A 24,686-nucleotide genomic window follows, 5' to 3' on the forward strand; every position below is an offset into this window, starting at 1 on the left:
CGTCATGAAGGGCATGATCGCGGCGGTAATCGTCGCGGCCACCGGGCTTGGCCTTGGCGCCGTTCAGTATCCGCAGGACTGGCTGCCGGACGGCTCGCCGCAAGCCCGCCTTACGCTGGCAGCCCAATGTCTGCTGGCCGGCGCTTTCTGGCTGCTTTTGTCGATAGGCCTTCTGGCGCGGCATCGCTTTTTCACACCGGAGGATATCGACGGCAGCGGACTGACCTCAGGCACCGAAAAGGCCAAGGTGTTGCAGGCCGTGCTCCAGAACACGCTGGAACAGACTACGCTGGCCGCCCTTACCTACATCGCATTCGCAGCACTTGCCCCGGCCGGGTATCTCGGCGCTTTGCCTGCCGCCGCGCTCCTGTTCTGGTGCGGACGCGCTCTGTTCTGGAACGGTTATGAAAAAGGCGCAGCCGCCAGGGCCTTCGGCTTTGCCCTGACATTCTATTCAACCGTTCTTCTGTTTCTGGCCGCCCTCGCTTTTTCCTTCTTTTGATCGGACGGATCTCTTTTTCATGCATCACGTGATCATTTACGACTGCGAATATCTGACCGCGCCCGGCGCCATGAGCCGGCAATGGTGCGGTCCGCTGGATCCGGATCCGAATGTCGCCCAGATTGGCGCGGTGAAACTCTCGCTCGGGGGCGGTTATGACATTCTCGATACATTCAATGTCCTGATCAAGCCGAGGGACAGGTTCGGTAGGCACCCGACGGTAGATCCTTTCTTCACCGAACTGACCGGCATAACCCAGGCGGACATCGACCGCGAAGGCATTGCCCACGCCGACGCACTGGAAAAATTCGCAGCCTTCGCAGAGGGGGCGAATTTCTGGTCCTGGGGCAAGGACGAACTCACCCTTCTGGCGATCAGTTCCTATATCGAAGGCCTGACACCACCTATCCCCGCCCACCGCTTCGGCAACGCCATCGGCCTGATCTTGAATGCGGGCACCCCCGTTGAGGATATGGGCAAAATGACGAGCGGTCGTCTGGCGGAGTATTTTGGCCTCGAGACGTCGGACGGGCGGCAACACGACGCTCTCGACGATGCCATGTCGGTTGCCGTGAGCCTGCAGCATCTTCTGAGGAGTGAGAAACTGACCGCCGAAGACTTTGCTCTGCCACTCACGGTCCGGCTGCCAGAACTGTCGGAACACCGTTCAGCCTGAGTCCTCCCCCCGCAGGTCAAACCTGATTCCCTTTGCCGTCAGGACTTGCCCCTGCCTGCAACGGGCCGGTTCTGGTTACCACCGCTATCCCCGCTTCCCACTGAAAAGTGTCCGATTTTGCGCCACTGCATTAACGATTGTTAATGCGGATCGGCGGTTTTCTGCGGACAAAAAGTTAACAAGAGGTTAACGTGGCACGGTGATTGCGACGTTTCAGGTGAGGCAGCCTTGGGCGTGCCATTCTGAAACAATGAGGCGTTAAATCGTGCGAGTTAACCCGGTTTCTTCTGCAGGTCGTGCCAATGTGAGGCGGAAGCGTCCCTCCGTGGGAGAGACGGAATCCGAGCGGCAGGCGACCTTTGACACGTATCTCCCCGTTCCCGTGGAACCGGAGCTTGAGCGCGAGCAGATTGCCTTCAGCGCGCGCTACCGCCCGAACTCTATTTTCCTCGCCCATCTGATCGCGACGCGAGATGGAGAGCCCCAGACAAGGTTCCGCAGGCAAACAGAACCTCTCACCGGCGTGAACTCCTATCGGGCAACTGCTGCCCTGCCACGCCAGCGCCCTGCCGGCCGACTGCTCAAGACCGAGCGCTAGGCCGACCTGTTTTAAAGTTCCAGAAGTACCACTGGAGACCTTCAACCCGGGGCATTGCTCCGGGTCTTTTTTTGGTTTGCCCGAGCATGCTTCAGGTGAGGATCTTGGAGGGGCATATCACCCGAACTGCAGAGGCTGGAGGCAGAAGCACCGCGGCAAATGAAGGCACCGGGAACAAATTCTGCTGACAACCGTTACCTCTAGACAGCAGCGGGCAAACCCTTCACCCGTCAAAGTGTGACGCGCGTCACATTTTTCTGTTGTCAGGGACCCTATATTGAAAAACAGATCCGGACTCCCCGGACCTCCGAAAGACTGGCCACGGACTGGCCCACCCCGGAGACTGAAATGCAAGTAAGACCCGTATCGGCCATCCATCCCATGCGCATCCGGCAGAAGCCGGTAACCGCTCCGACTGAAAGAACCGGCTTCGGTTCGACCTCAAATGGTCAGTTTGGCGCTCTGGATGCCGTCCCCGCACATCTCGCCGCACAGGCTTCTCAGCGTGACGCCTATTACGGCGCCCATGCCGAATATGCCACCCAGCTTCTGGCCGGAGACTCGTTTGACGAGCAGACCTGGCTGGAGCGCCGGCAGCATGTCGCGCAATATGCATCCGCCGCCGAAGACGGCGACGAACGCTCCTACACGATCTCCCTGTCTGCCTGACCTGCCGGAAAACGCTCAGGCTTCTACACGCAGAAAACCGGCCAGGCCGGTTTTCTGGTGTTCGATCACATGACAATGGAATGCCCAGTCGCCCGGATTGTCGGCAACCAGGGCCACTTCCATGGTTTCTTCTTCCAGAAGCAGCGCGGTATCCGTCACCAGCGGCGGCAGCTTGCGCTTGTTCGACCGCAGCAACTGGAACGACATGCCGTGCAGATGGATCGGATGATCGTTCGGTGATTCGTTTCGGAAGCGCAGGATGTAGGACTTGCCGTGCCGCATGGTCGCCAGCGGATCGAATGGTCCCGGCACATCCCCGCCCCAGGCCACCCGGTTGATCGACCAGAAGGTATAGCCGAGCGAACCACAGATGCTGGCCTGCGGCGCATCCCCGCCCGGAGACCAGCCGAACACGAAATCCAGAACCTCGGCATTGGCAAGGTCTGCCTGTGGCACAGGGTTCGGCTTGAGTGGCTTCAGTTCTCGCAGGTCCCTGCCCGCTGACGCGCCCTTGGGCTGGAACGTCGCCAGCACCTTGTCGCCATTCGGCTTTTTCAGAACAAGCGTGGCGACCTCGTCTTCACTGTCCGGCACACGCAGGGCAACATCAGCCCGCTGGCCGGGCGCAAGCACGATTTCGTCCATCGCCACCGGCTGCGGCAACGGGTTGCTGTCGATTGCGATCACCAGCGCCTCGGCACCGGAAACTGTATATCTGCCGACCCTTGTGAGATCGGTGACAGCCAGACGCAGACGCACGAGAGAGCCCGCGGCAAGTTCATAAACGGGCTGTGGTTGCCAGTTGACTGTCGAAACGGTTCCGAGCGTGCCGCCTCGCGCGGCATTACGAGGCTTGTAGAAGGCAATGAACTGGCCGTCGCCCCCAAGCCGGAAATCACGAATGTTCAGTGGCAGGTCGCTGTCGAAGCCGGCATCTTCCTCGTCTTCGACCACGATCACCCCGGTCATTCCCCGGGCGATCTGTTCCAGCGTGTTGCAATGCGGGTGGTACCAGAAGGTGCCGGCGTCAGGCGGCGTGAACTCGTAGCGGAACGCGTTTCCCGCCTCGATCGGATATTGGGTCAGATAGGGTACGCCATCCATGTTGTTGGCGATCCTGAGCCCGTGCCAATGCACCACCGACGCTTCATCAAGCGCGTTCTTCACGTCGATCGTGGTGGTCTGTCCCTTGCGGAACCGCAGCACCGGTGGCGGACCACTGGGGCTGAAACTCATCATGTCAGCCGTGACCGTTTCCGGCAGCACGGAATGATTGAGCCTCGAAAGGGTCAGGCTGTGCTCAGCGGCCAGTGCCTGCCTGGCACCAAGTCCACCGGCTGCAAACGCCGTCAGCGCGCCGGCGCCGCCAAGCAGGATCTCCCGCCTCGAAAATCCGGGCATATTGAAAACCTCATATGAATATCGGCGCGTCCAACCGCACCAAACACCCGTGAGGCGGCGATCACAAGGTTCAAATTGACGCGGTCAGGTGGCCGGCCGAAGCCGGGTCAGTAGCCTCCGGCATGCCCATCCTTGCGTGGATCGGAGCCTGCGGTCAGCAAGTGCCGGGCCTTGTCGATCATGATGGCCTGGGACCCGCCGATCGGGCCGGACGCCGGAACGACGGAATGGCCCAGCGCGCGAAGGCCGTCGAGCGTGGACGGTGGCACCAGTCGTTCCGCCTGCAGTTCGTGGCTGGCGATGTCGAAGAACATGCGCGGGAAGTCGATGGCGGCCTGAACATCCATGCCATAGTCGATGATGTTGGTCAGCACATGAGCATGGCCACAGGCCTGGTAGTGGCCACCCATCACGCCGAAGGACAGGAACGGTGCGCCTTCTTTCAGCACCATTGCCGGAATGATCGTATGCATCGGCCGCTTGCCGCCGTCGATGGAATTGGCATGTCCCGGCTCGGCCCGGAACGAACTGCCACGGCAATGCAGCAGCACACCGGTTTCCGGGGCGACAATGCCGCTGCCGAACCCGCTGAACAGGGAGTTGATGAAGGAAACCGCAAGTCCGTCCCTGTCGACGATCGTCAGGTAGACCGTATCCGTCTGCGGAGCCAGCGCACTTGCCGGGACCGAGTCCATCCGCTTGGTCAGCGACACCTGCCGGGCAAGCTGATCGATATAATCCGCGCCGATCAGCCGTGTATGGCAGACATCCATATAGCCCGGGTCGGTGATGAACTGCTCCCGGACGCCATAGGCCAGACGCGCGGCTTCCATTTCCAGGTGGAAACGTTCCGGACCGAGCGGATCAAGGCTTTCCAGGTCGAACTGTTCCAGAATACCGAGCATGATCAGGGCAACGATTCCCTGCCCGTTTGGCGGCAATTCGGCCACTGTGTGGCCCTTGTAGTCCCTCAACACCGGTGACACCGCTGTCGTGTGGCAAGCGGCCAGATCGTCCTGGGTCATTAGCCCGCCGCGCGACTGCAGCGCGCTCACGATGTCGTCGGCAACAGGGCCAGAATAGAAAGCATCCGCCCCGCCCTCGGCAATTGCCGCGAGAGTGTCTGCCAGACGCGGATATTTCAGAACCGTGCCGGTTTTGGGTGCTTCGCCCTTGATCAGGTAGCGCGCGGCCGAAACCTCGTCGGCGCGCAGCTTGTCGACATCCCCGGCCCAGTCACGCGCGACACGCGGGGCAACCGGAAATCCGTCGCGGGCATATTGAATTGCCCGTTTGAACAGGGACTTGAAACTCTTGGTGCCATGCGCCTTCAGCAACGTTTCCCAGGCCCGAATGGCACCGGGTACGGTCACGGCATGCGGCGACGTGTCGGTGATGTCCTTGACGCCGAGCTCTGCAAGCTTTTGCGGTGTCGCGGCCCGCGGGGCTGCACCTGAGCCATTGAAACCCGTCAGGCGTCCATCCGGCTCCATGACAATGGCAAAACAGTCGCCGCCGATACCGGTCATATGCGGTTCGACAACACATTGAACCGCAACTGCCGCGATCGCGGCGTCAACCGCATTGCCACCTGCCTGAAGCACTTCCAGAGCCGCGCTCGTTGCCAGCGGATGAGAGGTCGCAGCCGCTGCTTCGCGTGCAAAAACCGGGGACCGGCCCGGGGCCTGAAAATCACGCTTCACTGAATTCCTCCTGGCCGAAGTGTCTTTCTTTCCGAATCGCAGCAATAGCTTCTCGGGAATGCCGCCTATTCGCCAATGCCATGTTCTGTTAGCAAATCGGTATCGCGGTCAGCACCTTAAGGAGAAGTGGGAAAATGCGCAAACTGACATTATCAACGGCAGAGACCATCATTTCTGCCGCTTTTGAAAAAGCAGCCGAGCTGAATCTGAAACCGCTTACCGTTGCTGTCCTCGATGCGGGTGGTCATGCCATCCTGCTCAAGCGGCAGGACGGATCCTCGATCATGCGTCCGCAGATCGCCACGGGCAAAGCGATCGGTGCACTCGCTGTCGGCACCGGCACAAGATGGCTGAATGCCAATGCAGAGTCCCGTCCGCATTTCGTCAACGCTCTGAACGGCGTTTCCGGCGGGGCCATCGTACCGGTGCCCGGCGGCGTTCTGGTGAAGAACGACGAAGGCGAAACCCTTGGCGCTGTCGGCATTACCGGTGACACGTCCGACAATGACGAAGCCTGCGCAGTCGCCGGCATTGCCGCTGCAAGCCTGGTTGCCGACTGCGGCTAAGGAAAGGACCGGATCTGCCTTCTCTCAAGAAGCCTCACCTACCCTTCACCTCATCCTGAGGAGGGCCGATAGGCACGTCTCGAAGGATGGGCTGCAAACACAAGAGCAAGCGGCCCATCCTTCGAGACTCGAGTGAGCTCGCTCTTCGGGATGAGGCTTTATTTTGACGGCGGTCCGGGCTGACGCCCGTTCAGACCGGCCCCAGGGCTTTGCGATAGATATCCAACGGCCCCGAAGCCGACTGAAGTGTTTTGACCTGCTGCCAATCCCGCCTGAGGACGAGCGACCCGGCTGTTGCCGTTGCAGTCAGAATTTCCGGAAATCCGATCCCGGCGGCTTCCCGTTCTGCGGCAGCGATCAGCTTGATGCCGATACCTGCTTTCCGGAAATCGCGATGCACAAGCAATGCGGTCAGCCAGGCGCCGGGATAAAGGTCCGACCCCGGCGAGGTATCGCGCAGGGAGACCGTTCCCAACGGCCTGCCATCTCCGTCCAGCGCAACCAGACAGCGCGGCAGGCGAGCATTTGGCAGAAGGCACCTTTCCAGATCTTCCCGCGCATCGCCGGGTTGCCCCGGGCCATACCAGTCGGCCCATTCCTCGACAAACCACGTCTCAAGGATTTTCAGCAACACGGGATCATCGCCAAGCGCAATGATGGCGACGGTCATGCGGTCCAGATCACAGCTCATTGCAGGTCGCGTAAACGCCTCAGGACTTTTCGCTGAGCTGGTTGATCTTTTTCTGCATGTCTTCCAGCTGGCGCTTCATGTCGTCGAGATCGTTCCCGCCGGACTTTGCAGGCTTGGCCTGGCTCGCCGGGTTGGCAGTCGCAGCCGGATCTCCCCCTGCGGCCGGAAAGGGCATGAACATCTTCATGGCCCGTTCGAACATCTCCGTGTTGCGCTTGACCTGGTCCTCAATGGCCTCGAACGCCGTTGCGCCGAAAGCTTCGCTCATTTGCGAACGCAGCTTTTCCTGCTCCTTGGTGAGCGAGGTCATGGAATATTCCAGGAAGCTCGGCACGAGGCCCTGCATGCTATCGCCGTAAAAACGGATCAGCTGGCGCAGGAACGTGACCGGCAGAAGATTCTGCCCCTTGCCTTCCTGTTCGAAAATAATCTGGGTCAGGACCGACCGGGTAATATCCTCACCTGACTTCGCGTCATAGACGACAAAGTCCTCCTCCCCCTTCACCATCACCGCCAGGTCCTCAAGCGTGACGTAGGTGCTGGTGCCCGTGTTGTACAGGCGCCGGTTGGCGTATTTCTTGATGATTGTCGGCTCGTTGGTCTTGGCCATCCGTGAATTCCGCCTATCAGCCTTGTGGCTAGTTTCCCATTTGACGACAAGGCTTTCGCAGGCCTGTCATCTCCTCCGTGTAAGAGACTAAGCCAATCGTATCGGATCGTGCCAGCCTTTTTATGTGCGCTGACGAAAGGATTATACCGCAAATGCGAAAACAGGCCTTCGATACGGAGTGTTACGGTTGACACAAATCTCAGCGCAGTTTCTAGTCCATGCATAATAAGCATCGACAGGTGCCCCTGCGGCACCAGTCCACTACGGTCAATTGGCCTCAAGTCTGGAGAGTATGATGAGCGCTTTCACCGATATCGTCATTGTCAGTGCGACCCGCACGCCCGTGGGGTCGTTCAATGGCGCCTTTGCCAACACCCCGGCGCATGACCTCGGTGCCATTGTCATGAAGGCGGCCATGGAACAGGCCGGCGTCGAAGGCGGCGACATCGACGAAGTCGTGTTTGGTCAGGTTCTGACGGCCGGTCAGGGCCAGAACCCGGCGCGTCAGGCTGCCATCAAGGCAGGCATTGCCGATAGTGCGACGGCATGGACGCTCAACCAGGTCTGCGGTTCCGGTCTTCGCACCGTTGCCATTGCAGCGCAGCAGATCATTTCAGGCGACGCCACCATCATGATGGCAGGCGGCCAGGAAAACATGTCGCTGTCGCCGCACTGCGCCCACATGCGCGCCGGCTACAAGATGGGCGACTACAAGATGATCGACACCATGATCAAGGACGGCCTTTGGGATGCCTTCAACGGCTACCACATGGGCCAGACCGCCGAGAACGTCGCCGAAAAGTGGCAGATCAACCGCGACCAGCAGGACGAGTTCGCAGTGGCTTCCCAGAACAAGGCGGAAGCTGCCCAGAAGGCCGGCAAGTTCAAGGACGAGATCACCGCGGTAACCCTGCAGGAACGCAAGGGCGAGCGCGTCGTTGCCGATGACGAATATATCCGTCACGGCGCCACGCTGGAAAGCGTCGCCAAGCTGCGTCCGGCCTTCACCAAGGACGGTTCCGTGACCGCCGCCAACGCCTCTGGCATCAACGACGGTGCAGCCGCCATTCTGGTGATGAGCGCCGCCGAAGCCGAAAAGCGCGGCCTGAAGCCGCTCGCCCGCATCGCCTCCTGGGCAACTGCGGGTGTCGATCCGGCAATCATGGGCTCCGGCCCGATCCCGGCATCGCGCAAGGCGCTTGAAAAAGCCGGCTGGTCCGCTGCCGATCTCGATCTCGTGGAAGCCAACGAAGCCTTCGCCGCTCAGGCTTGCGCGGTCAACAAGGACATGGGCTGGAACCCGGACATCGTCAACGTCAACGGCGGTGCGATTGCCATCGGCCACCCGATCGGTGCGTCCGGGGCTCGCATCCTGACCACCCTGCTGCACGAAATGAACCGCCGCGACGCCAAGAAAGGCCTTGCAACACTGTGCATCGGCGGCGGCATGGGTGTCGCCATGTGCCTGGAGCGCTAAGCCGCAAAGGGAAAGAAGGATCATGGCCGGGCCTCCGGCCATGATCGGGAACAGCAAACAAGACTGAATTGATGTCAGAGAGCCCAAAGGGCCCGGAACTGGAAGTCAGGAGGAAGGGGAATGAGCAAGGTCGCATTGGTCACGGGTGGTACGCGCGGTATCGGCGAAGCAATTTCGCGGGGTCTGAAAGACGCAGGCTACACCGTGGCGGCCACATATGCCGGTAACACCGAAAAGGCCGAAGCCTTCAAGGCCGAGACCGGTATCCACGTTTTCAAGTGGGACGTTTCCGATCCTGACGCCTGCGCGGCAGGCATTGCCCAGGTGGAAAGCGAACTGGGTCCGGTGGAAGTGCTGGTCAACAATGCGGGCATCACCCGCGACGGCATGTTCCACAAGATGAGCTTCGAACAGTGGCGCGAAGTCCTGTCGACGAACCTCGATTCCATGTTCACCATGACCAAGCCGGTGATCAACGGCATGCGGGAACGGTCTTCGGGCCGCATCATCAACATCTCTTCCATCAATGGCCAGAAGGGCCAGATGGGCCAGGCGAACTATTCCGCGGCCAAGGCCGGCGTGATTGGCTTCACCAAGGCACTGGCGCAGGAAAACGCCTTCAAGGGCATCACCGTCAACTGCGTCTGCCCAGGCTACATCAACACCGACATGGTCGCCGCCATGCCGGAAAAAGTGCTGCAGTCGATCATCTCGGGCATCCCGGTCGGTCGCCTCGGCCATCCGGAAGAAATCGCCCAGACGGTGGTCTACCTGGCGTCCGACGCCGCCGCCTTCATGACCGGCGCGGTGATGACCATCAACGGCGGTCAGTACATCGCCAACGGCTGAGCCCAAAGGCTCAATCACAGGAAAAGGCGCCCGTTGCGGCGCCTTTTTTATGGGTGCTTCCAGGAGTTTTCCGGAACGGGCCCCTTGAAGAACTTCCAGATCCGGCTCATCGGGTCCGGGGTGGTCTCCTCACCCAGGCTTTGAGCGCCTGTGACCTCCATCTCGAACGCCGCGATCATGTCGACCTGACCGTCCAGAAGCGTGATTTCCTGTCGGGTTGTTTTCAAGGACAAGCGCCCGGTCAGCCGGACCGGTTCATAGACATACTCCGCCCTCCAGCCTGTCGACAGCCGGTACCGGATCATCTGGTTGGGATCGGGCGCCGGCATGTGGCTGCACATGCCCTGTTCGGGAACCAGATAGCCGGCGATCACCTCATCGCTGCCGGGTTCCTGCACGGGGATCACATACCCGGTAATCTCGATGTCCCTCCCGGCCAGAGCCTTGTTGCCGGCAAGCGACGCAGCAGCCCGTTTCTTCGCAACCTCGAAGCGTTGCGACAGCAATTTGTCCGTCGGCACGCCGGCCGCTGCAAGCTGGGCTTCTTCCTGCTGAAGACGACGTTTCAGCGTTGAACGATTCGCGTCAGTCGCAGCCGTCTCGTCCAACTGCTGGCGAAGCCGCAGCACCGTGCCCAGCGACCGCAGCTCTGTGCCGCTCAGTGCGGCAAAGGGGTCCTCATAGGCTGCAGCCTCCGGATCCTTGAGCTGGTCCCAGCGAACAGGCATCGCCGCAAAGGCAGAGACCGTAAACAGCAAGGTGGCCGCGAGGCACAGCATCCAACGTTTCATCTTCACGCTTCCCGGTGCCTCTCTACTGGCCCTGAAATTTTCCGGCTCTATTTTCCGAATCGGACCGGGGTCCTTGACCCTGGCACCCTCCATCACCTATGTCCGGAAGCAGACTTCCTGAACAGGATAACGGAAAAACATGGAATTCGAACACGCCCCGAACGACCCCACCCGCAAGGAACTTTCCCCGCTCCTGAAGCTGGCGCTGGAATTGGGACCGCTCGGCGTGTTCTTCCTGTTCAATGCCCGCGGCGAACAGATCGCGGCGGCCTTTCCCGTGCTGCAACAGTTCGGCAAGCCTATCTTCCTGGCAACCGCCGCCTTCATGGTGGCCATCAGCATCTCGCTGGTCGTGTCACTGTGGCTGACGAAGCGCCTGCCGATCATGCCGCTGGTGTCCGGCGCGGTGGTTCTGGTTTTCGGCGCCCTGACGCTGTGGCTGCACGACGAACTGTTCATCAAGCTGAAGCCGACCATCGTCAACTGCCTGTTCGGCACGGTTCTGCTGGGCGGATTGCTGTTCGGCAAGGCGCTGCTCGGCTACGTCTTCGACAGCGCCTTCCGGCTGACGGACGAAGGCTGGCGCAAGCTGACATTCCGCTGGGGCGTGTTCTTCTTCGTGCTTGCCGCGATCAACGAGATCGTCTGGCGCAGCTTCTCGACCGATTTCTGGGTCAGCTTCAAGGTCTTCGGCATCATGCCGATCACCCTTGTCTTCACCCTGACCCAGCTGCCGCTGATCCAGAAACACGCGATCGTCGAAGACGGCAAGGACGCCTAGCCGTTCCGGTCTTGCTCCGCGCCCGTCATTCCTGACAAGTGCAGCAAAGCGCCGCACGCCGATCCGGCAACCGGATAACGGCGTGTGCAAAACGAACCCATTCTCCTCAAATGTGGACAGCGCTAAAACACAAAGGAATTCCGCGTGCCGGTTCTGCGCTCGGCCGCGTCACCCTTGTCCGGAATAGCGGCGGTTGGCAGGCAAGCAGTCTTAGTGCACGTCCCCGTGGCCGAAGGAAACGTCCCGCCGTGCGCCGGTGATGGAGATCGAGAACCCGGCGATCACGTCGATCAGAGAGATCGCCATGAGGATGAAGAACAGCGACGTCGCCGCGGGCTGCAGCACCAGGAACTCCACCAGGTAGGCGACGAACACCAGCACCGAGAACATGTGGTCCAGCAGGGCCGTCGTGCCGATGCGGGTCGCCTTCAGAATTTCGATGAACAGGAAGAACAGCCCGACGGTGATGAGCAGATCGCTCGCCAGAAGCTCGAAGGTTGCGCCGGAAACCATCTGTATGGTGATCATCGGCTGCGCCCAGAAGCCGGGCTCTCCCGCGCCCACCGTGAAAGCAAGGGCGTTATAGATCAGCAGCGAGAAAAGCGTGAAAGGAACGGCTGAAAAAAGGCGCATGAACGGCTCCCGAATTCAAGGACACCCGAAGCGGGCGGAAATCGGAGCGAGCTGACACGATCTTGATAGCCAATTCAAGGCGCTGAAAAGAAAAAGGCCGGCCCGTCGAAACAAGGCCAGCCTCAATCTTGATTTGCCATGCGGCGATCCGGTCCGGACGCTACCTGCATTCACGAAGAATACGGGTGTTATGCGTCGTCTTTTGCGGAAAGGATCTGACGGCCCCGGTACATGCCGGTCTTCAGGTCAACGTGATGCGGACGGCGCAGTTCGCCCGAATCCTTGTCCTCGACGTAAGTCGGCTGCTTGAGGGCGTCCGCGGAACGGCGAAAACCGCGCTTGGAGCGCGAGGTTTTTCTCTTTGGAACGGCCATTTTGTTTTTCTCCGTGGTCCATAACCGCGCGGCCCGGACCGGGTTAGCCCGGGGCGTGGCGTCACGCAGCGTGTTGGAATGCGCGGCGTTATACAGGCAACGCCAACGTTTTGCCACCCCATAGAGAAAAAATTCTTGGTCTGGATAGAACAGGCGGTGGCGAAGCGCTATCCACCTTCGTCTATTTCCCCAGAACACAGCCGAAAATCGGCCCCGCGCCCTTCACACGAGCCAGGTTCGTGCCGGCCAGTTTCCGGTGTCCGGAACCTGGTTTGGCGGGGTTCCGGCCACGTGGATTTGGCAAGGCTGTCGCCAATCTGGCAGCTTCGGTCCGTGTCAGGTCCTTGGCGCTCTTGCCGAACCAGGCCTGGGCGGCGGCTTCGGCGCCGAAGATACCCTCACCCCACTCGGCAATATTGAGGTAGATTTCCAGGATCCGCTTCTTGGTCAGTATCGCATCCAGCATCAGGGCCAGCGGCAGTTCCAGCCCCTTGCGGATGTAGGACCGCTCGCCCCACAGGAACAAGTTCTTGGCGGTCTGCATCGTGATGGTGCTTGCGCCGCGAGGCTTCTCGCCTTCGCTCAGTGCTTCGACCTGATCCTGAAGCGCGTCCCACTCGACGCCGTCGTTTTCGCAAAAGCCGCTGTCTTCCGAAGTGATGACCGACCGGACGAGGTTTGGCGAAATCTGCTCAAGCGGCACCCATTGCCGGTCGACCCACAGAAACTGGACATAGCGCCCGATCATCAGCGTGCTTATGGGCGGCACGACGGAATAGATGACGGTGAGAACAGGCGGAAGCAGGATAAGGACCAGCAGCAGCTGCAACAAGCGCTTGCGGACAAGGCCGATCATGCCACGGCGGCGCCCCGGCGCGCCCCCGGAGCCTGACTTTCCACCCGTTGCAGGTTTGACCCTAACCATTCAGTTCCCGTTCGTTATCGACGATGAAGTCGCGGACAATCGGCACGGCATCCCTCTCCTTCGACAGGAGGAGCTGGAAGACCATGTTGGATCCGTGCAGGAAGCCCAGCTCGACCGCACAGAGATAAAACTCCCACATACGGCAGAAAGTTTCGTCATAAAGATCAGCGGCAATCGCCCTCTTGTCTTCAAAGCGAATGCGCCAGTCGCGAATGGTGTAGTAGTAGTGCAGCCGCAGGATTTCCGCATCGCAGACCCATAACCCAAGCCGTTCGGTAGACGCAAAGACTTCCGACAGCGCAGGAACGTAACCCCCGGGGAAAATATACTTGCGAATAAAAGGCCCCGTCGTGCCCGGAGGCGTCATGCGACCGATGGAATGCACGACCGCATAGCCTTTTTCGGTCAGGCATCGGCGGATCTGGCCGAAATACTCGTCGAGATGGCCGATGCCGACATGTTCCATCATGCCGACCGAGATGATCCGGTCGAATTGCCCTTCGAATTCCCGGTAGTCCTTCAGAACGAATGTCACCTTGTCCTCAAGACCCGCAGCGCGCACGCGTTCTTCGGCGATCTTCACTTGCTCTGGCGAGACATTGAGCGAGGTAACCTTTGCACCGGCCTGAGCCATGCGGATGGCGAGTGAGCCCCAACCGCCGCCGATTTCAAGCACTTCCATCCCTGGCTTCAGGTCCAGCTTGGCGACCAGATGGGCCAGCTTGGCCGCCTGGGCTTGTTCCAGCGTGTCGTCAGGCGAGGTGTAATAGGCACAGCTGTAGTTGAGGCCCTCATCCATGAACAGCCGATAGAGGTCGGTTGAAAGGTCATAGTGATGCCGCGCCTGCGACTTTGCCCGTTCGACGCTGTTCTGCTGTTGGCGCCGCCGCAAGAGCTTCCAGCCCTTCCGCAACAGGCCCTGTACGGGATTGGCCCCAAGCGGCGCCCTGTTGATGGAAAACAGGAACATGAAGTCGTAGCAGGTCGACCCTTCCTCCATCGTCAGGGTTCCGTCCATATAGGCTTCGCCCGCGGCCAGCTCCGGATTGAGAAAAAGGGATCGGTAAAGCTTTTTGTCATGCAGCCGGATGGTCACTGTCGGACCGTCCTCGCCCGACCCGAATTCGTGCACGGCACCCGCGACGTCGATCACACGCATGCGCCCGCGCTTGATGAAGGATCGCAGAAGGCTCGACAGCAGTTTCATGGAAAAATCTCCAAATGGGTCAGTTTGAAAAGATCGGGCAGGTAGCTCCCGCATTTTTTTGAAATTCGAGCCTTGACGATACAGAGAATTGGTTTCAGGGAAACCCGGACTTTGAAAATGTTGCCGATCCGTCCCGGAGCCAATCGTGACCCTTGACCCAAACCAGCATCTGACATTCCAGGCCAAGTTTGTGGAGGCCACGCTGGAAACGCTTCTGGCCACCCAGGCGCTGCCGGATGAAACCGTGCGCCCCCCAAGGCTGCTTGCCGCCATGCGCCACGGCGCGCTCAACGGCGGCAAGCGACTGCGGCCGGTTCTGGTGATGGAGGCTGCCAATCTGTTCGGGCGGGCGGATGACGGCGTTCTGCAGGCTGCCTGCGCGCTGGAACTGATCCATTGTTATTCGCTGGTCCATGACGACCTGCCAGCCATGGACGACGACGATCTTCGCCGGGGCCAGCCAACCGTGCACAAGGCCTATGACGAGGCGACCGCCATCCTGGCCGGCGATGCCTTGCTGACGCTCGCCTTTGACGTGATCACGGGCGAGGCGGTGCATGCGGATGCAGCCGTGCGCCTGCGGCTATCGCGTGAACTGGCCCGCGCGTCGGGCATCGGCGGCATGGCGGGCGGGCAGATGCTCGACCTGGAGTCCGAACACCGCGAGCGCTCCGAGGCGGAGATCCGCCAGCTTCAATCCATGAAGACCGGCGCGCTGCTGCGCTACGCCTGCCGGGCAGGCGCCATTCTGGCGGATGCAGCGGAAGCGGATATCGACCGGCTGACCCGCTTCGGTGAAGTGATCGGCCTTGCCTTCCAGCTCGCAGACGACCTTCTGGACGTGGAAGCCAGCGCGGAAACAATGGGCAAGGCCACCGGCAAGGATGCGGAGGCCGGCAAGGCGACGCTTGTAGGCCTCTGGGGCACCGACAGGACGCGCAACGAGCTTGGCCGGCTGGTGGAGGAAGCCGAAACGCTTCTCGCGCCCTACGGCAGCCGTGCGGCGATCCTGAGCGCCCTTGCCCGTTTCATCGTCAACCGGACCAACTGACGAGACAAAAAAGCCCTTGAGGGTCGAGCGATCCTCAGGGGCTAGAATGCAATGGCGGCTCAACCCCCGGGAATTTCCCTGGCAAGACCGGTTCCTGATGGAAGCGGTCACTCCGCCGGTGCGCCGGCCTTGTCCTTGGCATGACGACCGAAGTCGGGGGCGTCGGTTTCCTGACCGGCCTCGATGATCGAGCGGCGGATACCCCGGGTGCGGGTGAAGAGGTCGAACAGCATCTGGCCATCGCCCCAGCGGATTGCCCGCTGAAGGGCGGAAAGATCTTCGGAAAACCGCGCCAGCATTTCCAGGATCGCGTCCTTGTTGTGCAGGCAGACGTCCCGCCACATGGTCGGATCGGACGCCGCCAGACGCGTGAAATCACGGAAACCGGACGCCGAATACTTGATGACTTCCGACTTGGTGACCGTCTCCAGATCGTCCGCGGTGCCGACGATGTTGTAGGCAATCAGATGCGGCAGATGCGAAACGATGGCCAGCACCAGATCGTGGTGTCTGGCGTCCATCGTGTCGACGTCGGAACCACAGGCGCGCCAGAAGGCGCTGAGTTTTTCGAGGGCCTCGGGATCCGTGTCCTCTGCCGGTGTCAGGATGCACCAGCGCTGGTCGAACAGCGTCGGAAACCCGGCATCGGGTCCGGACTGTTCGGTCCCGGCAATCGGGTGACCCGGAATGAAATGCACGCCTTCTGGCACATGGGGGCTGACCTGATCGACGACGGACCCCTTGGTGGAACCGACATCGGTCAGGATCGCGCCTTTTTTCAGCGCAGGCGCAATCCACTTGGCAATGGCCTCATTGGCCCCCACCGGCGCGCAGAGGATCACCAGGTCGGCCCCCTCCACCGCCACGGCGGCGTCGAGCGCATAACTGTCGCCCAGGCCCAGCTCCTCCGCCCTTTGCAGGGTATCCGCAGACCGGGTGGAAATCGCGATTTCCTTGACCAGGCCGCGTTCACGGGCGACCTGTGCGAGCGAGGAACCGATCAGGCCGATGCCGATCAGGGCCATGCGCTCGAAAATGGGGGCAACAGTCATGTGTTCTTATTTCTGTTCCAGAAAGTCCTTCAGGTGGCCAATGATGGCCCGGTTGGCGTCTTCCGAACCGATGGTCATGCGGATCGAGTTCGGCAGCCCGTAATTGCCGACCATGCGCAGCACGCAGCCGCGCTCCAGCAGATAGGCATCGGCATCCGCCGCACGCTTGCCGTCCTCGTCGGGAAAGTGAACCAGCACGAAGTTGCCGACGCTCGGCGTCACCTTCAGGCCGAGCTTTTCCAGCTCCGCCGTCACCCAGGGCAGCCAGGTGTCATTGTGCTCGATCGAGCGCGTGACGAAATCACGGTCACGAACAGCGGCCATACCGGCGGCAATCGCCATGCCGTTGACGTTGAACGGACCCCGGATGCGGTTGAGCGCATCGATCACATGGGCCGGACCGAAGCCCCAGCCGAGACGCAGATTGGCAAGGCCGTAAATCTTGGAGAAGGTCCGCGTCATGATGACGTTGTCGGACGTCGCTGCCAGCTCGAGACCGCTTTCATAGTCGTTGCGGCGGACATATTCCGCATAGGCGGCATCCAGAACCAGCAGGACGTTGGCCGGCAGGCCCTCATGCAGCCGCTTGACCTCCTCGAACGGCAGATAGGTGCCGGTCGGATTGTTCGGGTTGGCGACGAAGACCATGCGCGTCTTGTCGGTGACCCTTGCCAGGATCGCATCGACATCCGTCGTCAGGTCCTTTTCAGGCGCAATCACCGGCGTTGCCCCGGCGGCGCGGATGGCAATGTCGTAGACCAGGAAGCCGTGTTCGGAATAGATCGCCTCGTCGCCCTGGCCAAGATAACCGTAGGCGATCAGGCTGAGAACCTCGTCGGACCCGGCACCGCAGATGATGCGGTCCGGATTGAGTCCGTAGACTTCGCCGATGGCCGCACGCAGCTCGGCAGAGGACCCGTCCGGATAAAGTTCCAGGTTCCGCGCCACGGCTTCAATGGCCGCGCGGGCAGCATCGCTGGTGCCGAGCGGTGTTTCGTTGGACGAAAGCTTGTGAACGGTCTTGCCGTGGCTGCCCTTGGACTTGCCGGGAACATAAGGCGCAATATCCAGAACGCCCGGCCGCGGCTGCGGGCGGTTTGCGGTTGCCTTGCCGGCTTCAGTCACTGTCGTCATCTCGTTCATCCCTGAGGCTCCTCGTCCTCGGCAGCAAAAGTGTCGTCCGGGTCGCCATTGCCGTCGATCGGCGCGGCGTAGCCGCCGACACGTCTTAAAACTTCCGGTGCGGCGCCTGCGGCGAGGCAGGCGGCGCGCACATCCTCTTCCGTCAGCTCGCCGGAAATCGCAAGCAGCGCGTCGACACCGGCCGCGGACCGGAAGAAACTGAGCACTTCAATGCCTTCGTCCATCAGGTTGCCCGGCAGAAGATCCGACCAGCGGGCGTCATAAACCGCAATATCGGCGTTGTCGATCATGCTGTCGGCCTTGGCCAGCACCAGCGCCGGCAGGTCGGCGGGACGCTCGTCCAGAATGACGAAGGGCAGCCGCGCCCGCACCAGTGCGCCGGATTCGCTGAGGCCGCGCCACCAGGGCAGCTCCGCCCGGTCGATCAGCGCCACAAGGCCCAGGTCACCGGCTGACGCCGTCACGGCGCCGACCACGTCGGCCGCATCGCTTCCCGGCACCAGCTCCACGGAAAAACCGAAATAGAAACGCGCCAGGTCGAGCATCTCGATCAGATCGGCGCTGCCGTCCAGATGGACGGCGGTGTCTGCCTGCAGGCTGGTGCAGGCACAGATGAGATCGCGCCAGATGTGTTCGACGGTTGCCAGCGGCAGGTCGCCCTGGTGGCGCTCCACCATCTGGCGCATCAGGTCGGCGTCACGTTCGGGTTGAAACAGGGCGAGTGCAGCTCCTGCGGCGCGGCCGGCAGCCTGGATACCGGCTTCGGCCTGGGCGCGTTCCATCAGGGCGGTGTGGATGCGTGCATCGATCTCGTCGACCCGTGTCCTGAGGTCGTCCAGCGACAGCCCGCTGTCCGGCAAGTGAGACATGAGGTGGCTCCGGCCTTCGTTTGGGTTCAGCGGCGCATAGTCATAGGCATGTGATTGCCCAAAGGCAAAAGAAAACATTGACTCAGGCGTTCCGGCACGGCTAGGTCGCCAGTCTGGCCGTTCTGCCGGGTGCCTGCCGTTTCCCGGTGGCGGACCGTGGCCCGCTCAACCGGCCTGAAAAATTCCCGCCCGGGACAACAGATAATTCTTTAGAGCCATGTCCGCAGACACATCACGTCCAGCCACCCCGGAGGATCTGAAGGCAAGCGAAGCGGTTTCGCCCTCGAGCAAACTTGCGCGCTTTTCCGCAGAAGAACCGCTGGAGCTCGATGCCGGCGTAAAGCTTGGCCCCTGGCAGATTGCGTATGAAACCTATGGCGAGCTCAACGCGGACAAGTCCAACGCCGTCATCGTGTGCCACGCCCTGACGGGCGACCAGTATGTGGCCTCCACCAATCCCGTGACGGGCAAGCCCGGCTGGTGGAGCCAGATGGTCGGCCCCGGCAAGCCGGTCGACACCAATCATTATTTCGTTATCTGTTCCAACGTTCTCGGCGGCTGCCTCGGCACCACAGGACCGGCCTCCATCAACCCGGAGACAGGGCAGCCTTACGGCCTTGCACTGCCTGTCATCACCATTCGCGACATGGTCCGGGCACAGGCGCGCCTTGTCGATCATCTTGGCATCGACACGCTGTTTGCGGTCATCGGGGGCTCCATGGGCGGCATGCAGGTGCTGCAGTGGGCAGCCAGCTATCCCGAGCGCGTGTTCTCGGCCGTACCGATTGCCGCGGCAGCGCGGCACACGTCCCAGAACATCGCCTTCCACGAAGTCGGCCGGCAGGCAATCATGGCCGACCCGAACTGGTGCGCCGGCAGTTACCTGCAGGAAGGACAAAGGCCGACCAAGGGCCTGGCGGTTGCCCGCATGGCGGCGCATGTCACCTACATGTCCGACGAATCCCTGCACCAGAAATTCGGCCGCAACCTGCAGGACCGGGACAATGTCACCTTCGGTTTCGACGCGGATTTCCAGATCGAGAGCTATCTGCGCCACCAGGGCATGACCTTCGTCGACCGGTTCGACGCCAATTCCTATCTCTATGTCACCCGGGCGATGGACTATTTCGACCTTGCGCATCAGTTCGGCGGCTCTCTGGCGAACGCCTTCAAGGGAACGAAAACACGTTTCTGCGTCATGTCGTTCACATCCGACTGGCTGTTCCCCACGTCCGAAAGCCGGCGCGTGGTCAAGGCGCTCAATGCGGCGGCGGCCAACGTCTCCTTCGTCGAGATCGAAAGCGACCGCGGCCACGACTCGTTCCTGCTGGACGTGCCGGAGATGTTCCAGACCATTTCCGGCTTCGTCACCGGCGCAGCACACGCCCGCGGCCTGCCCGCACCGGGCGAGGAGGCCTGATCCCGTGAACCTGGCTCCAAGACAGACCAAGAGCGGAGACGTGCGCGGCGACCACAAGGTTGTCGCCTCGCTGATACCGCACAATGCCCGCGTGCTCGACATCGGGTCGGCCGACGGTGAGCTGCTCGACCTTCTGGTGCGCGAACGCCAGGTGGACGGACGCGGCATCGAACTGTCCCAGGAAGGCGTCAACCGCTGCGTTGCCCGCGGCCTGTCGGTGATTCAGGGCGATGCCGACCAGGACCTGTCCGACTATCCGGACGGGGCGTTCGACGTCGTCATCCTGAGCCAGACCCTGCAGGCGACCCGCGAACCGAAAAAGGTCGTCAGCGAGCTCCTGCGCATCGGCAATCAGGTCGTGATCTCGATCCCGAATTTCGCCCATTGGCGCAACCGGGCCCAGCTCCTGTTCCGCGGGCGCATGCCGGTGACCAAGTACCTGCCCTACGAATGGTATGACACGCCGAACATCCACTTCTGCTCCCTGCGCGATTTCGTCGAGCTTTGCCGGGAACTGGACGCGAATGTCGAAAAGGCCATCGCCCTCAGCGGCCGGGGCAACAAGATCCCGGTCAACGCCCCCTGGTGGGTGTGGAACATCGTTGCCGAACAGGCCGTTTTTCTGCTGAAGCGGTGAGCTGGTTCGATACCCTTCGGCCGTCATTCCGGACAAGGAAGGCGAAGCCGAACGCAGATCCGGAACCCAGACGTATTTCGCGCGATTAGCGCACCGATAAAACCTTATCGAGTTCGCTGCGCTCACACTGGCGCGCTGGATTCCGGATCGTCGCGCAGCCTTCTGCAGCGCTAGTCCGGAATGACGACTCAGAGGCTGTTAGAAGTCGCCCGTCTCCGCCCGATGCACGGACCTGACAGGCTTCAGCCCTGTCGCGACGCCTTCGGGAATGAAGACAGGCCGCAGCACGCGGAAGCGGCTTTTTTTGCCGTCGACGGGCAGGCTCTGGAAGACGACCTTTTCCGCTTCCATGATCAGAACACCGCCAAAGGCGGGCCAGATGCGGCGGCCGATGCCTTCCCAGGTGCGGGCTGCGCGCAGGATGGTGCGGGCGCGCGAGGGCGGCATGAAGAGGGCTTCCTTGTCCTCGGTCACGTTGAACTGGCAGCTCTTCAGAAGATCCTTGAGCTGGCTGCCCGAATAGGGCCGGCCATAGCCGAAGGGGGAAAGCTCCGACTGTGCCCACAGGCCACGCCGGTTCGGCACGACGGCAATCAGTCGCCCGCCCGGCACCAGCACCCGCCAGGCCTCCCTGAGAACCGCCGCAGGGTCCGAACAATGGTCGAGAGCGTGTACCAGCATCACCCGGTCGAAATAGGCATCGGGAAACGGCAGGTCCTGGTCTTCCACCAGCGCACAGGCGCTTTCCCGCTCGCGCGGCCAGTGAACCGCGCCCTGGGGAGCGGGCATGGCGGCAATCGCCCGGTCGACCGTGTCGAGGTAGGGCCGCATGAACGGGCCTGCGTAACCGATACCGAGCAGAGCCTGGCCGGTAAGGTCCGGCCACATCTTGCGGATAGGCGCGCCGATCAGGCTGCGAAGCAGCCTGCCGAGTGGCAAATCGTAAAAAGCGCGCAAATGAACGACGTCGAGATACATTCAGCCTTGCTCGGTCAAGAAGGGTCGCGGCGATTGAACATGGAACGGCGGGAGAGCGCAAGATCTCTTGCCTTGCCCTTGGCGCCTGACTTTGCCAGTCTGCATCTCAACCAACAGATCTCAGCAGGGAGCCGTTTCATGGCCTTGAGCGACACCACCGAAATTCACCAGTTTACCTGTCTCGACGACAATTTCGGCGTGCTGATTCACGACACTGACAGCGGAACGACCATTGCCGTCGACGTGCCCGACGCCGATGCCTACGAAAAGGCGCTGGAGCAGACCGGCTGGTCGTTGACGCATATTCTGATCACCCATCACCATTGGGACCATGTCCAGGGTCTCGGCACACTCAAGCGGAAGACAGGCGCGACCGTCATCGGTCCCGAGCGTTCGCGGCTGAAGATTGCCGAGTTCGACCGCACCGTGGAAGACGGCGACGACGTCCGGTGCGGACCTTACGAGATCAAGGCGATCTCGACCCCGGGCCACACGCTGGATCAGATCTCCTGGTACATCGCCTCCATCAAGGTGGCCCACACCGGCGACACTCTGTTTTCGCTCGGGTGCGGCCGTGTGTTCGAGGGCGACAGGGACATGATGTGGTCGTCGCTTGCCAAATTGATGCGCCAGCTGCCCGATGACACCACCATCTACTGCGGCCATGAATACACGCAGGCCAACGCGCGCTTCGCCCTGACCATCGACCCGGACAACGCCGATCTGAAGGCACGGGCAGACGAAGTTGCCGCGCTGCGCGAGAAAGGCGCCGCGACATTGCCGACGACCATGGCGAAAGAGAAAGCAACGAACCCGTTCCTGCGTGCAGGTGAAGCTTCTGTCGCCGCTGCACTCGGCATGGAAGGCAAAAGTGCTGCCGAAGTCTTTTCCGAGATCCGCATCCGCAAGGACAACGCTTGATCATACCTATAGGACCCGCAGCAGAAATCTTGCGCCGCCTTCCGGTTTTTCTTGGCCGGAAGGCTTAAAACAACGGCTGGTTGCCCCCATATGCACGCTATCGTGATCATGAAGGGGCACACACCATGACACCTGCGAGTTCCGAAGACCACTTGACACGCTCCGCGGAGCAGCGCGCACGGGACGTGGTCAGCCGCATCGTCGGCCAGGCCGAACCGATACCGGGTCATCTGGGCGGCGGACACAGGCTGGACATGCAGCTCCTTTACGAGGAAGTGGTTGCGGCCCTGCGCGAAACCATTGATGATCTGGCCTTCTGCACCGGGTCGAAATCCTCCTGAGCGATCCCGTCCCGGAAATCCAGTTGATCCAGCCGGGACTTTTCATGCCTTCTATTGCCAGCCTGACCGCCGAAAAGATCGTCGACCTTCTCGACATGCAACCGCACCCGGAAGGTGGCTTTTATGCCGAGACCTTCCGCGACAGCGTCACCGATGATGGCGGCCGGGCTGCATCCACCCTGATCTATTTCCTGCTTCCCGAAGGCGTTCTCTCCCGCTGGCACAAGGTTGACGCGGTCGAGACCTGGCACTGGTACGCCGGCAGCCCGCTGGAACTTTCCATCAGCACCGACGGCACCACCCGGGAGGTGATTACCCTGGGCAACGACCTTCTGGCCGGCGAGCGCCCGCAAGGCATCGTTCCCCGTGACGGCTGGCAACAGGCCCGCTCGCTCGGTGCATGGACCCTGGTCGGCTGTACGGTTGCCCCCGGATTTCAGTTCGAAGGCTTCGTCATGGCACCGGAAGACTGGCAACCGGGAAGCTGATTTTTCGCTCCCTGTTCGATTCCTCGGAACCATTTCCTGTTTGACGAGTTCTCTCTCCAACGAAAGGAGAGAGGCATGAACGGTATCATCTATCTGGTCGGTCTCGTCGTCGTTGTCGGCGCGATCCTGTCCTTCATCGGACTGGTCTAACCTAGCCCCGGTAACTCTGCCGCGCCCCGGCAGACGATCTCCAACAGTTTGGGCCGGACGCAAGCCCCCGCCACGAACGGCCGCCCCCTACCGTTCACCCAGCGTCCGGCCCTTTTCCGTTTCTGGTAAGGAATTGAACATGCACAACATTATCTATCTCGTCGGACTTGTCGTCGTGGTTGTTGCCATCCTGTCGTTTCTCGGCCTCGGCTGAGCCGGGGTAACCGTCAACGTATTGCAGGTTTAGCGACCACGCCCTCTGGCACCGCCCGCTGGTCGGCCCGCCAAACATTCTGGCGGAGCCGACTTATAGCGCTTACCGATCGTGAAAATGCCGGGATGGCGGAAAGACCAGGGGAATGAAATACTCGCACTGGTTACAAGCTGCCGCACGCGCGGGATATCTTTCGCGCGGCATCGTCTATGGCATCATATCCTTCTTTGCCATTCTCGCGTCCATCGGCGCAGGCAGCAGCAAGGGCACGAAAGGTGCCCTTGTCACTCTCTTGTCCCAACCCTTCGGCTCAGTTCTGGTGGCTGTCCTGGTGACAGGCCTGTTCGGTTTTGTCGTCTGGCGGCTGGTTCAGGCCGTTCTGGACGCGGACAACCATGGACGGGACCTGCAGGGGATCGTCGTGCGCCTGGCCCTTCTGGCAAGCGCCGCCACCTATAGCGCGCTCGCACTCTACGCCATGGGCCTGCTCGGAATTACGGGCACGGATGATGGCAAACTGCTGCCGGGCCTGATGAACGCTATCTCGCAAGCTCTTGGCCAGCGGGTATTCGTGACTGGCTTGTCCCTTGTCTTTCTGGGAATAGCGGTTGCGCACTGGTGGAAGGCCTGTTCAGGCAGATACAGCAAGCACTTCGATGAAAATGAAGCCCCGATGCGGATTGTTCACGTCGTGTCGGTTCTTGGGCTCAGTGCACGCGGGATCGTGTTCGCCCTTCTGTCGGCAATGATCTGGCTTGGCATCGAGGGCGCCTCAACCTCCGGCGGCGATCTGCCGAGCACGCTGGATGCTCTGAAATACATTCAGGGTTTGCCTTATGGGCAGGTCATGCTGTTCGCGCTGGCGGTTGGCCTCATGGTTTTTGCCATCTACTCCTTTGTCGAATCCCGATGGCGCAGGGTCAGCCTTTCCTGAGGCGCTGCGCAGGAATTGCTTTGTTAAGCGCCTGT

Annotated in this window: 28 protein-coding genes; 15 read left to right on the plus strand and 13 right to left on the minus strand. The window is 61.2% G+C overall.

Annotated elements, in window-relative coordinates; all coding sequences use genetic code 11:
- The first annotated feature begins 4 nt into the window (after positions 1 to 4).
- The 4 genes from ACVDG9_RS24735 to ACVDG9_RS24750 all read left to right on the plus strand — a co-directional run bounded on the left by ACVDG9_RS24735 (position 5) and on the right by ACVDG9_RS24750 (position 2,445).
- Positions 5 to 502, plus strand: a complete 498-nt coding sequence (locus ACVDG9_RS24735) for an MAPEG family protein (RefSeq protein WP_447239246.1) — start codon at positions 5 to 7, stop codon at positions 500 to 502.
- 19 nt (positions 503 to 521) lie between these two features.
- On the plus strand, positions 522 to 1,178 hold the full coding sequence (locus ACVDG9_RS24740) for a 3'-5' exonuclease (RefSeq protein ID WP_447239247.1): 657 nt from the start codon (positions 522 to 524) through the stop codon (positions 1,176 to 1,178).
- Positions 1,179 to 1,503: 325 nt separating this feature from the next.
- Positions 1,504 to 1,776 carry a hypothetical protein gene (locus ACVDG9_RS24745; RefSeq protein WP_031270062.1) on the plus strand — a complete coding sequence of 91 codons (273 nt, stop codon included), beginning with the start codon at positions 1,504 to 1,506 and terminating at the stop codon, positions 1,774 to 1,776.
- Between the two features lie 348 nt (positions 1,777 to 2,124).
- Positions 2,125 to 2,445 (plus strand): hypothetical protein, encoded by a 321-nt coding sequence (locus ACVDG9_RS24750; RefSeq protein WP_139314091.1) that lies wholly within the window; start codon positions 2,125 to 2,127, stop codon positions 2,443 to 2,445.
- 15 nt (positions 2,446 to 2,460) lie between these two features.
- On the opposite strand, the gene ACVDG9_RS24755 is transcribed toward ACVDG9_RS24750, so the two are convergent.
- Positions 2,461 to 3,846: a multicopper oxidase family protein gene (locus tag ACVDG9_RS24755; RefSeq protein WP_206909032.1), complete on the minus strand. Its 1,386-nt coding sequence runs from the start codon at positions 3,844 to 3,846 to the stop codon at positions 2,461 to 2,463.
- A gap of 107 nt (positions 3,847 to 3,953) precedes the next feature.
- Entirely contained in the window at positions 3,954 to 5,549 is a 1,596-nt protein-coding gene (ggt, locus tag ACVDG9_RS24760) for a gamma-glutamyltransferase (RefSeq protein WP_023002602.1), read from the minus strand.
- A gap of 134 nt (positions 5,550 to 5,683) precedes the next feature.
- Between ggt and ACVDG9_RS24765 the strand changes: the two genes are divergently transcribed.
- Positions 5,684 to 6,115: a GlcG/HbpS family heme-binding protein gene (locus ACVDG9_RS24765; RefSeq protein WP_023002601.1), complete on the plus strand. Its 432-nt coding sequence runs from the start codon at positions 5,684 to 5,686 to the stop codon at positions 6,113 to 6,115.
- A 190-nt stretch (positions 6,116 to 6,305) separates the two neighbouring features.
- Here ACVDG9_RS24765 and ACVDG9_RS24770 read toward each other — a convergent pair whose 3' ends face one another.
- Positions 6,306 to 6,806, minus strand: coding sequence for a GNAT family N-acetyltransferase (locus tag ACVDG9_RS24770; protein WP_447239248.1), 501 nt, complete (start codon positions 6,804 to 6,806; stop codon positions 6,306 to 6,308).
- Positions 6,807 to 6,825: 19 nt separating this feature from the next.
- Positions 6,826 to 7,416 (minus strand): polyhydroxyalkanoate synthesis repressor PhaR, encoded by a 591-nt coding sequence (gene phaR, locus ACVDG9_RS24775; RefSeq protein WP_023002599.1) that lies wholly within the window; start codon positions 7,414 to 7,416, stop codon positions 6,826 to 6,828.
- A 295-nt stretch (positions 7,417 to 7,711) separates the two neighbouring features.
- On the opposite strand from phaR, the gene ACVDG9_RS24780 reads away from it, so the two are divergent.
- Positions 7,712 to 8,893 carry an acetyl-CoA C-acetyltransferase gene (locus tag ACVDG9_RS24780; protein WP_031270058.1) on the plus strand — a complete coding sequence of 394 codons (1,182 nt, stop codon included), beginning with the start codon at positions 7,712 to 7,714 and terminating at the stop codon, positions 8,891 to 8,893.
- Positions 8,894 to 9,013: 120 nt separating this feature from the next.
- Complete coding sequence (gene phbB, locus ACVDG9_RS24785) at positions 9,014 to 9,742, plus strand: acetoacetyl-CoA reductase (protein ID WP_023002597.1); 729 nt, start codon at positions 9,014 to 9,016, stop codon at positions 9,740 to 9,742.
- A gap of 47 nt (positions 9,743 to 9,789) precedes the next feature.
- On the opposite strand, the gene ACVDG9_RS24790 is transcribed toward phbB, so the two are convergent.
- The gene (locus ACVDG9_RS24790) at positions 9,790 to 10,533 is read right to left on the minus strand and encodes a DUF3299 domain-containing protein (protein ID WP_447239249.1); all 744 of its coding nucleotides are present in this window, start codon (positions 10,531 to 10,533) and stop codon (positions 9,790 to 9,792) included.
- Positions 10,534 to 10,672: 139 nt separating this feature from the next.
- On the opposite strand from ACVDG9_RS24790, the gene ACVDG9_RS24795 reads away from it, so the two are divergent.
- Entirely contained in the window at positions 10,673 to 11,314 is a 642-nt protein-coding gene (locus ACVDG9_RS24795) for a septation protein A (protein WP_447239250.1), read from the plus strand.
- Between the two features lie 210 nt (positions 11,315 to 11,524).
- Here ACVDG9_RS24795 and ACVDG9_RS24800 read toward each other — a convergent pair whose 3' ends face one another.
- The 4 genes from ACVDG9_RS24800 to ACVDG9_RS24815 form a co-directional block, all read right to left on the minus strand.
- Positions 11,525 to 11,947, minus strand: coding sequence for a hypothetical protein (locus tag ACVDG9_RS24800; RefSeq protein ID WP_023002594.1), 423 nt, complete (start codon positions 11,945 to 11,947; stop codon positions 11,525 to 11,527).
- Between the two features lie 188 nt (positions 11,948 to 12,135).
- Positions 12,136 to 12,321 carry a 50S ribosomal protein L32 gene (gene rpmF / locus ACVDG9_RS24805; RefSeq protein ID WP_006936667.1) on the minus strand — a complete coding sequence of 62 codons (186 nt, stop codon included), beginning with the start codon at positions 12,319 to 12,321 and terminating at the stop codon, positions 12,136 to 12,138.
- A 181-nt stretch (positions 12,322 to 12,502) separates the two neighbouring features.
- Complete coding sequence (mtgA, locus tag ACVDG9_RS24810) at positions 12,503 to 13,246, minus strand: monofunctional biosynthetic peptidoglycan transglycosylase (protein WP_370199132.1); 744 nt, start codon at positions 13,244 to 13,246, stop codon at positions 12,503 to 12,505.
- Entirely contained in the window at positions 13,239 to 14,453 is a 1,215-nt protein-coding gene (locus ACVDG9_RS24815) for a class I SAM-dependent methyltransferase (RefSeq protein WP_447239251.1), read from the minus strand. The genes mtgA and ACVDG9_RS24815 overlap by 8 nt, the downstream gene beginning before the upstream one ends.
- A 145-nt stretch (positions 14,454 to 14,598) precedes the next feature.
- On the opposite strand from ACVDG9_RS24815, the gene ACVDG9_RS24820 reads away from it, so the two are divergent.
- Positions 14,599 to 15,504 carry a polyprenyl synthetase family protein gene (locus ACVDG9_RS24820; protein ID WP_447239252.1) on the plus strand — a complete coding sequence of 302 codons (906 nt, stop codon included), beginning with the start codon at positions 14,599 to 14,601 and terminating at the stop codon, positions 15,502 to 15,504.
- Positions 15,505 to 15,611: 107 nt separating this feature from the next.
- On the opposite strand, the gene ACVDG9_RS24825 is transcribed toward ACVDG9_RS24820, so the two are convergent.
- The 3 genes from ACVDG9_RS24825 to ACVDG9_RS24835 are packed head-to-tail and all read right to left on the minus strand — an operon-like array spanning position 15,612 to position 18,568.
- Entirely contained in the window at positions 15,612 to 16,556 is a 945-nt protein-coding gene (locus ACVDG9_RS24825; RefSeq protein ID WP_189640120.1) for a prephenate/arogenate dehydrogenase family protein, read from the minus strand.
- Between the two features lie 6 nt (positions 16,557 to 16,562).
- The gene (gene hisC / locus ACVDG9_RS24830) at positions 16,563 to 17,699 is read right to left on the minus strand and encodes a histidinol-phosphate transaminase (protein WP_229005223.1); all 1,137 of its coding nucleotides are present in this window, start codon (positions 17,697 to 17,699) and stop codon (positions 16,563 to 16,565) included.
- The gene (locus tag ACVDG9_RS24835; RefSeq protein WP_228932151.1) at positions 17,696 to 18,568 is read right to left on the minus strand and encodes a chorismate mutase; all 873 of its coding nucleotides are present in this window, start codon (positions 18,566 to 18,568) and stop codon (positions 17,696 to 17,698) included. The genes hisC and ACVDG9_RS24835 overlap by 4 nt, the downstream gene beginning before the upstream one ends.
- Positions 18,569 to 18,785: 217 nt before the next feature.
- Here ACVDG9_RS24835 and metX point away from each other — a divergent pair, with 217 nt between their 5' ends.
- Together metX and metW are read left to right on the plus strand one after the other, a co-directional pair.
- A complete protein-coding gene (gene metX / locus ACVDG9_RS24840; RefSeq protein ID WP_447239253.1) occupies positions 18,786 to 19,988 on the plus strand; it encodes a homoserine O-acetyltransferase MetX in 1,203 nt (400 codons plus the stop codon).
- A 4-nt stretch (positions 19,989 to 19,992) separates the two neighbouring features.
- Positions 19,993 to 20,625, plus strand: coding sequence for a methionine biosynthesis protein MetW (gene metW, locus ACVDG9_RS24845; RefSeq protein WP_447239255.1), 633 nt, complete (start codon positions 19,993 to 19,995; stop codon positions 20,623 to 20,625).
- Positions 20,626 to 20,823: 198 nt separating this feature from the next.
- Here the strand turns inward: metW and ACVDG9_RS24850 are convergent, their stop codons facing one another.
- On the minus strand, positions 20,824 to 21,603 hold the full coding sequence (locus ACVDG9_RS24850) for a methyltransferase domain-containing protein (protein WP_447239256.1): 780 nt from the start codon (positions 21,601 to 21,603) through the stop codon (positions 20,824 to 20,826).
- Positions 21,604 to 21,741: 138 nt separating this feature from the next.
- Between ACVDG9_RS24850 and gloB the strand changes: the two genes are divergently transcribed.
- The 4 genes from gloB (at position 21,742) to ACVDG9_RS24870 (ending at position 24,651) form a co-directional block, all read left to right on the plus strand.
- Positions 21,742 to 22,524: a hydroxyacylglutathione hydrolase gene (gene gloB / locus ACVDG9_RS24855; protein ID WP_229005227.1), complete on the plus strand. Its 783-nt coding sequence runs from the start codon at positions 21,742 to 21,744 to the stop codon at positions 22,522 to 22,524.
- A 125-nt stretch (positions 22,525 to 22,649) separates the two neighbouring features.
- Positions 22,650 to 22,865 (plus strand): hypothetical protein, encoded by a 216-nt coding sequence (locus tag ACVDG9_RS24860; RefSeq protein ID WP_023002583.1) that lies wholly within the window; start codon positions 22,650 to 22,652, stop codon positions 22,863 to 22,865.
- 44 nt (positions 22,866 to 22,909) lie between these two features.
- Positions 22,910 to 23,353 carry a cupin domain-containing protein gene (locus tag ACVDG9_RS24865; protein WP_447239258.1) on the plus strand — a complete coding sequence of 148 codons (444 nt, stop codon included), beginning with the start codon at positions 22,910 to 22,912 and terminating at the stop codon, positions 23,351 to 23,353.
- A 509-nt stretch (positions 23,354 to 23,862) separates the two neighbouring features.
- On the plus strand, positions 23,863 to 24,651 hold the full coding sequence (locus ACVDG9_RS24870) for a DUF1206 domain-containing protein (RefSeq protein ID WP_447239259.1): 789 nt from the start codon (positions 23,863 to 23,865) through the stop codon (positions 24,649 to 24,651).
- The last annotated feature ends 35 nt before the right edge of the window (positions 24,652 to 24,686 follow it).

Source organism: Roseibium sp. RP-7 (assembly GCF_053005225.1).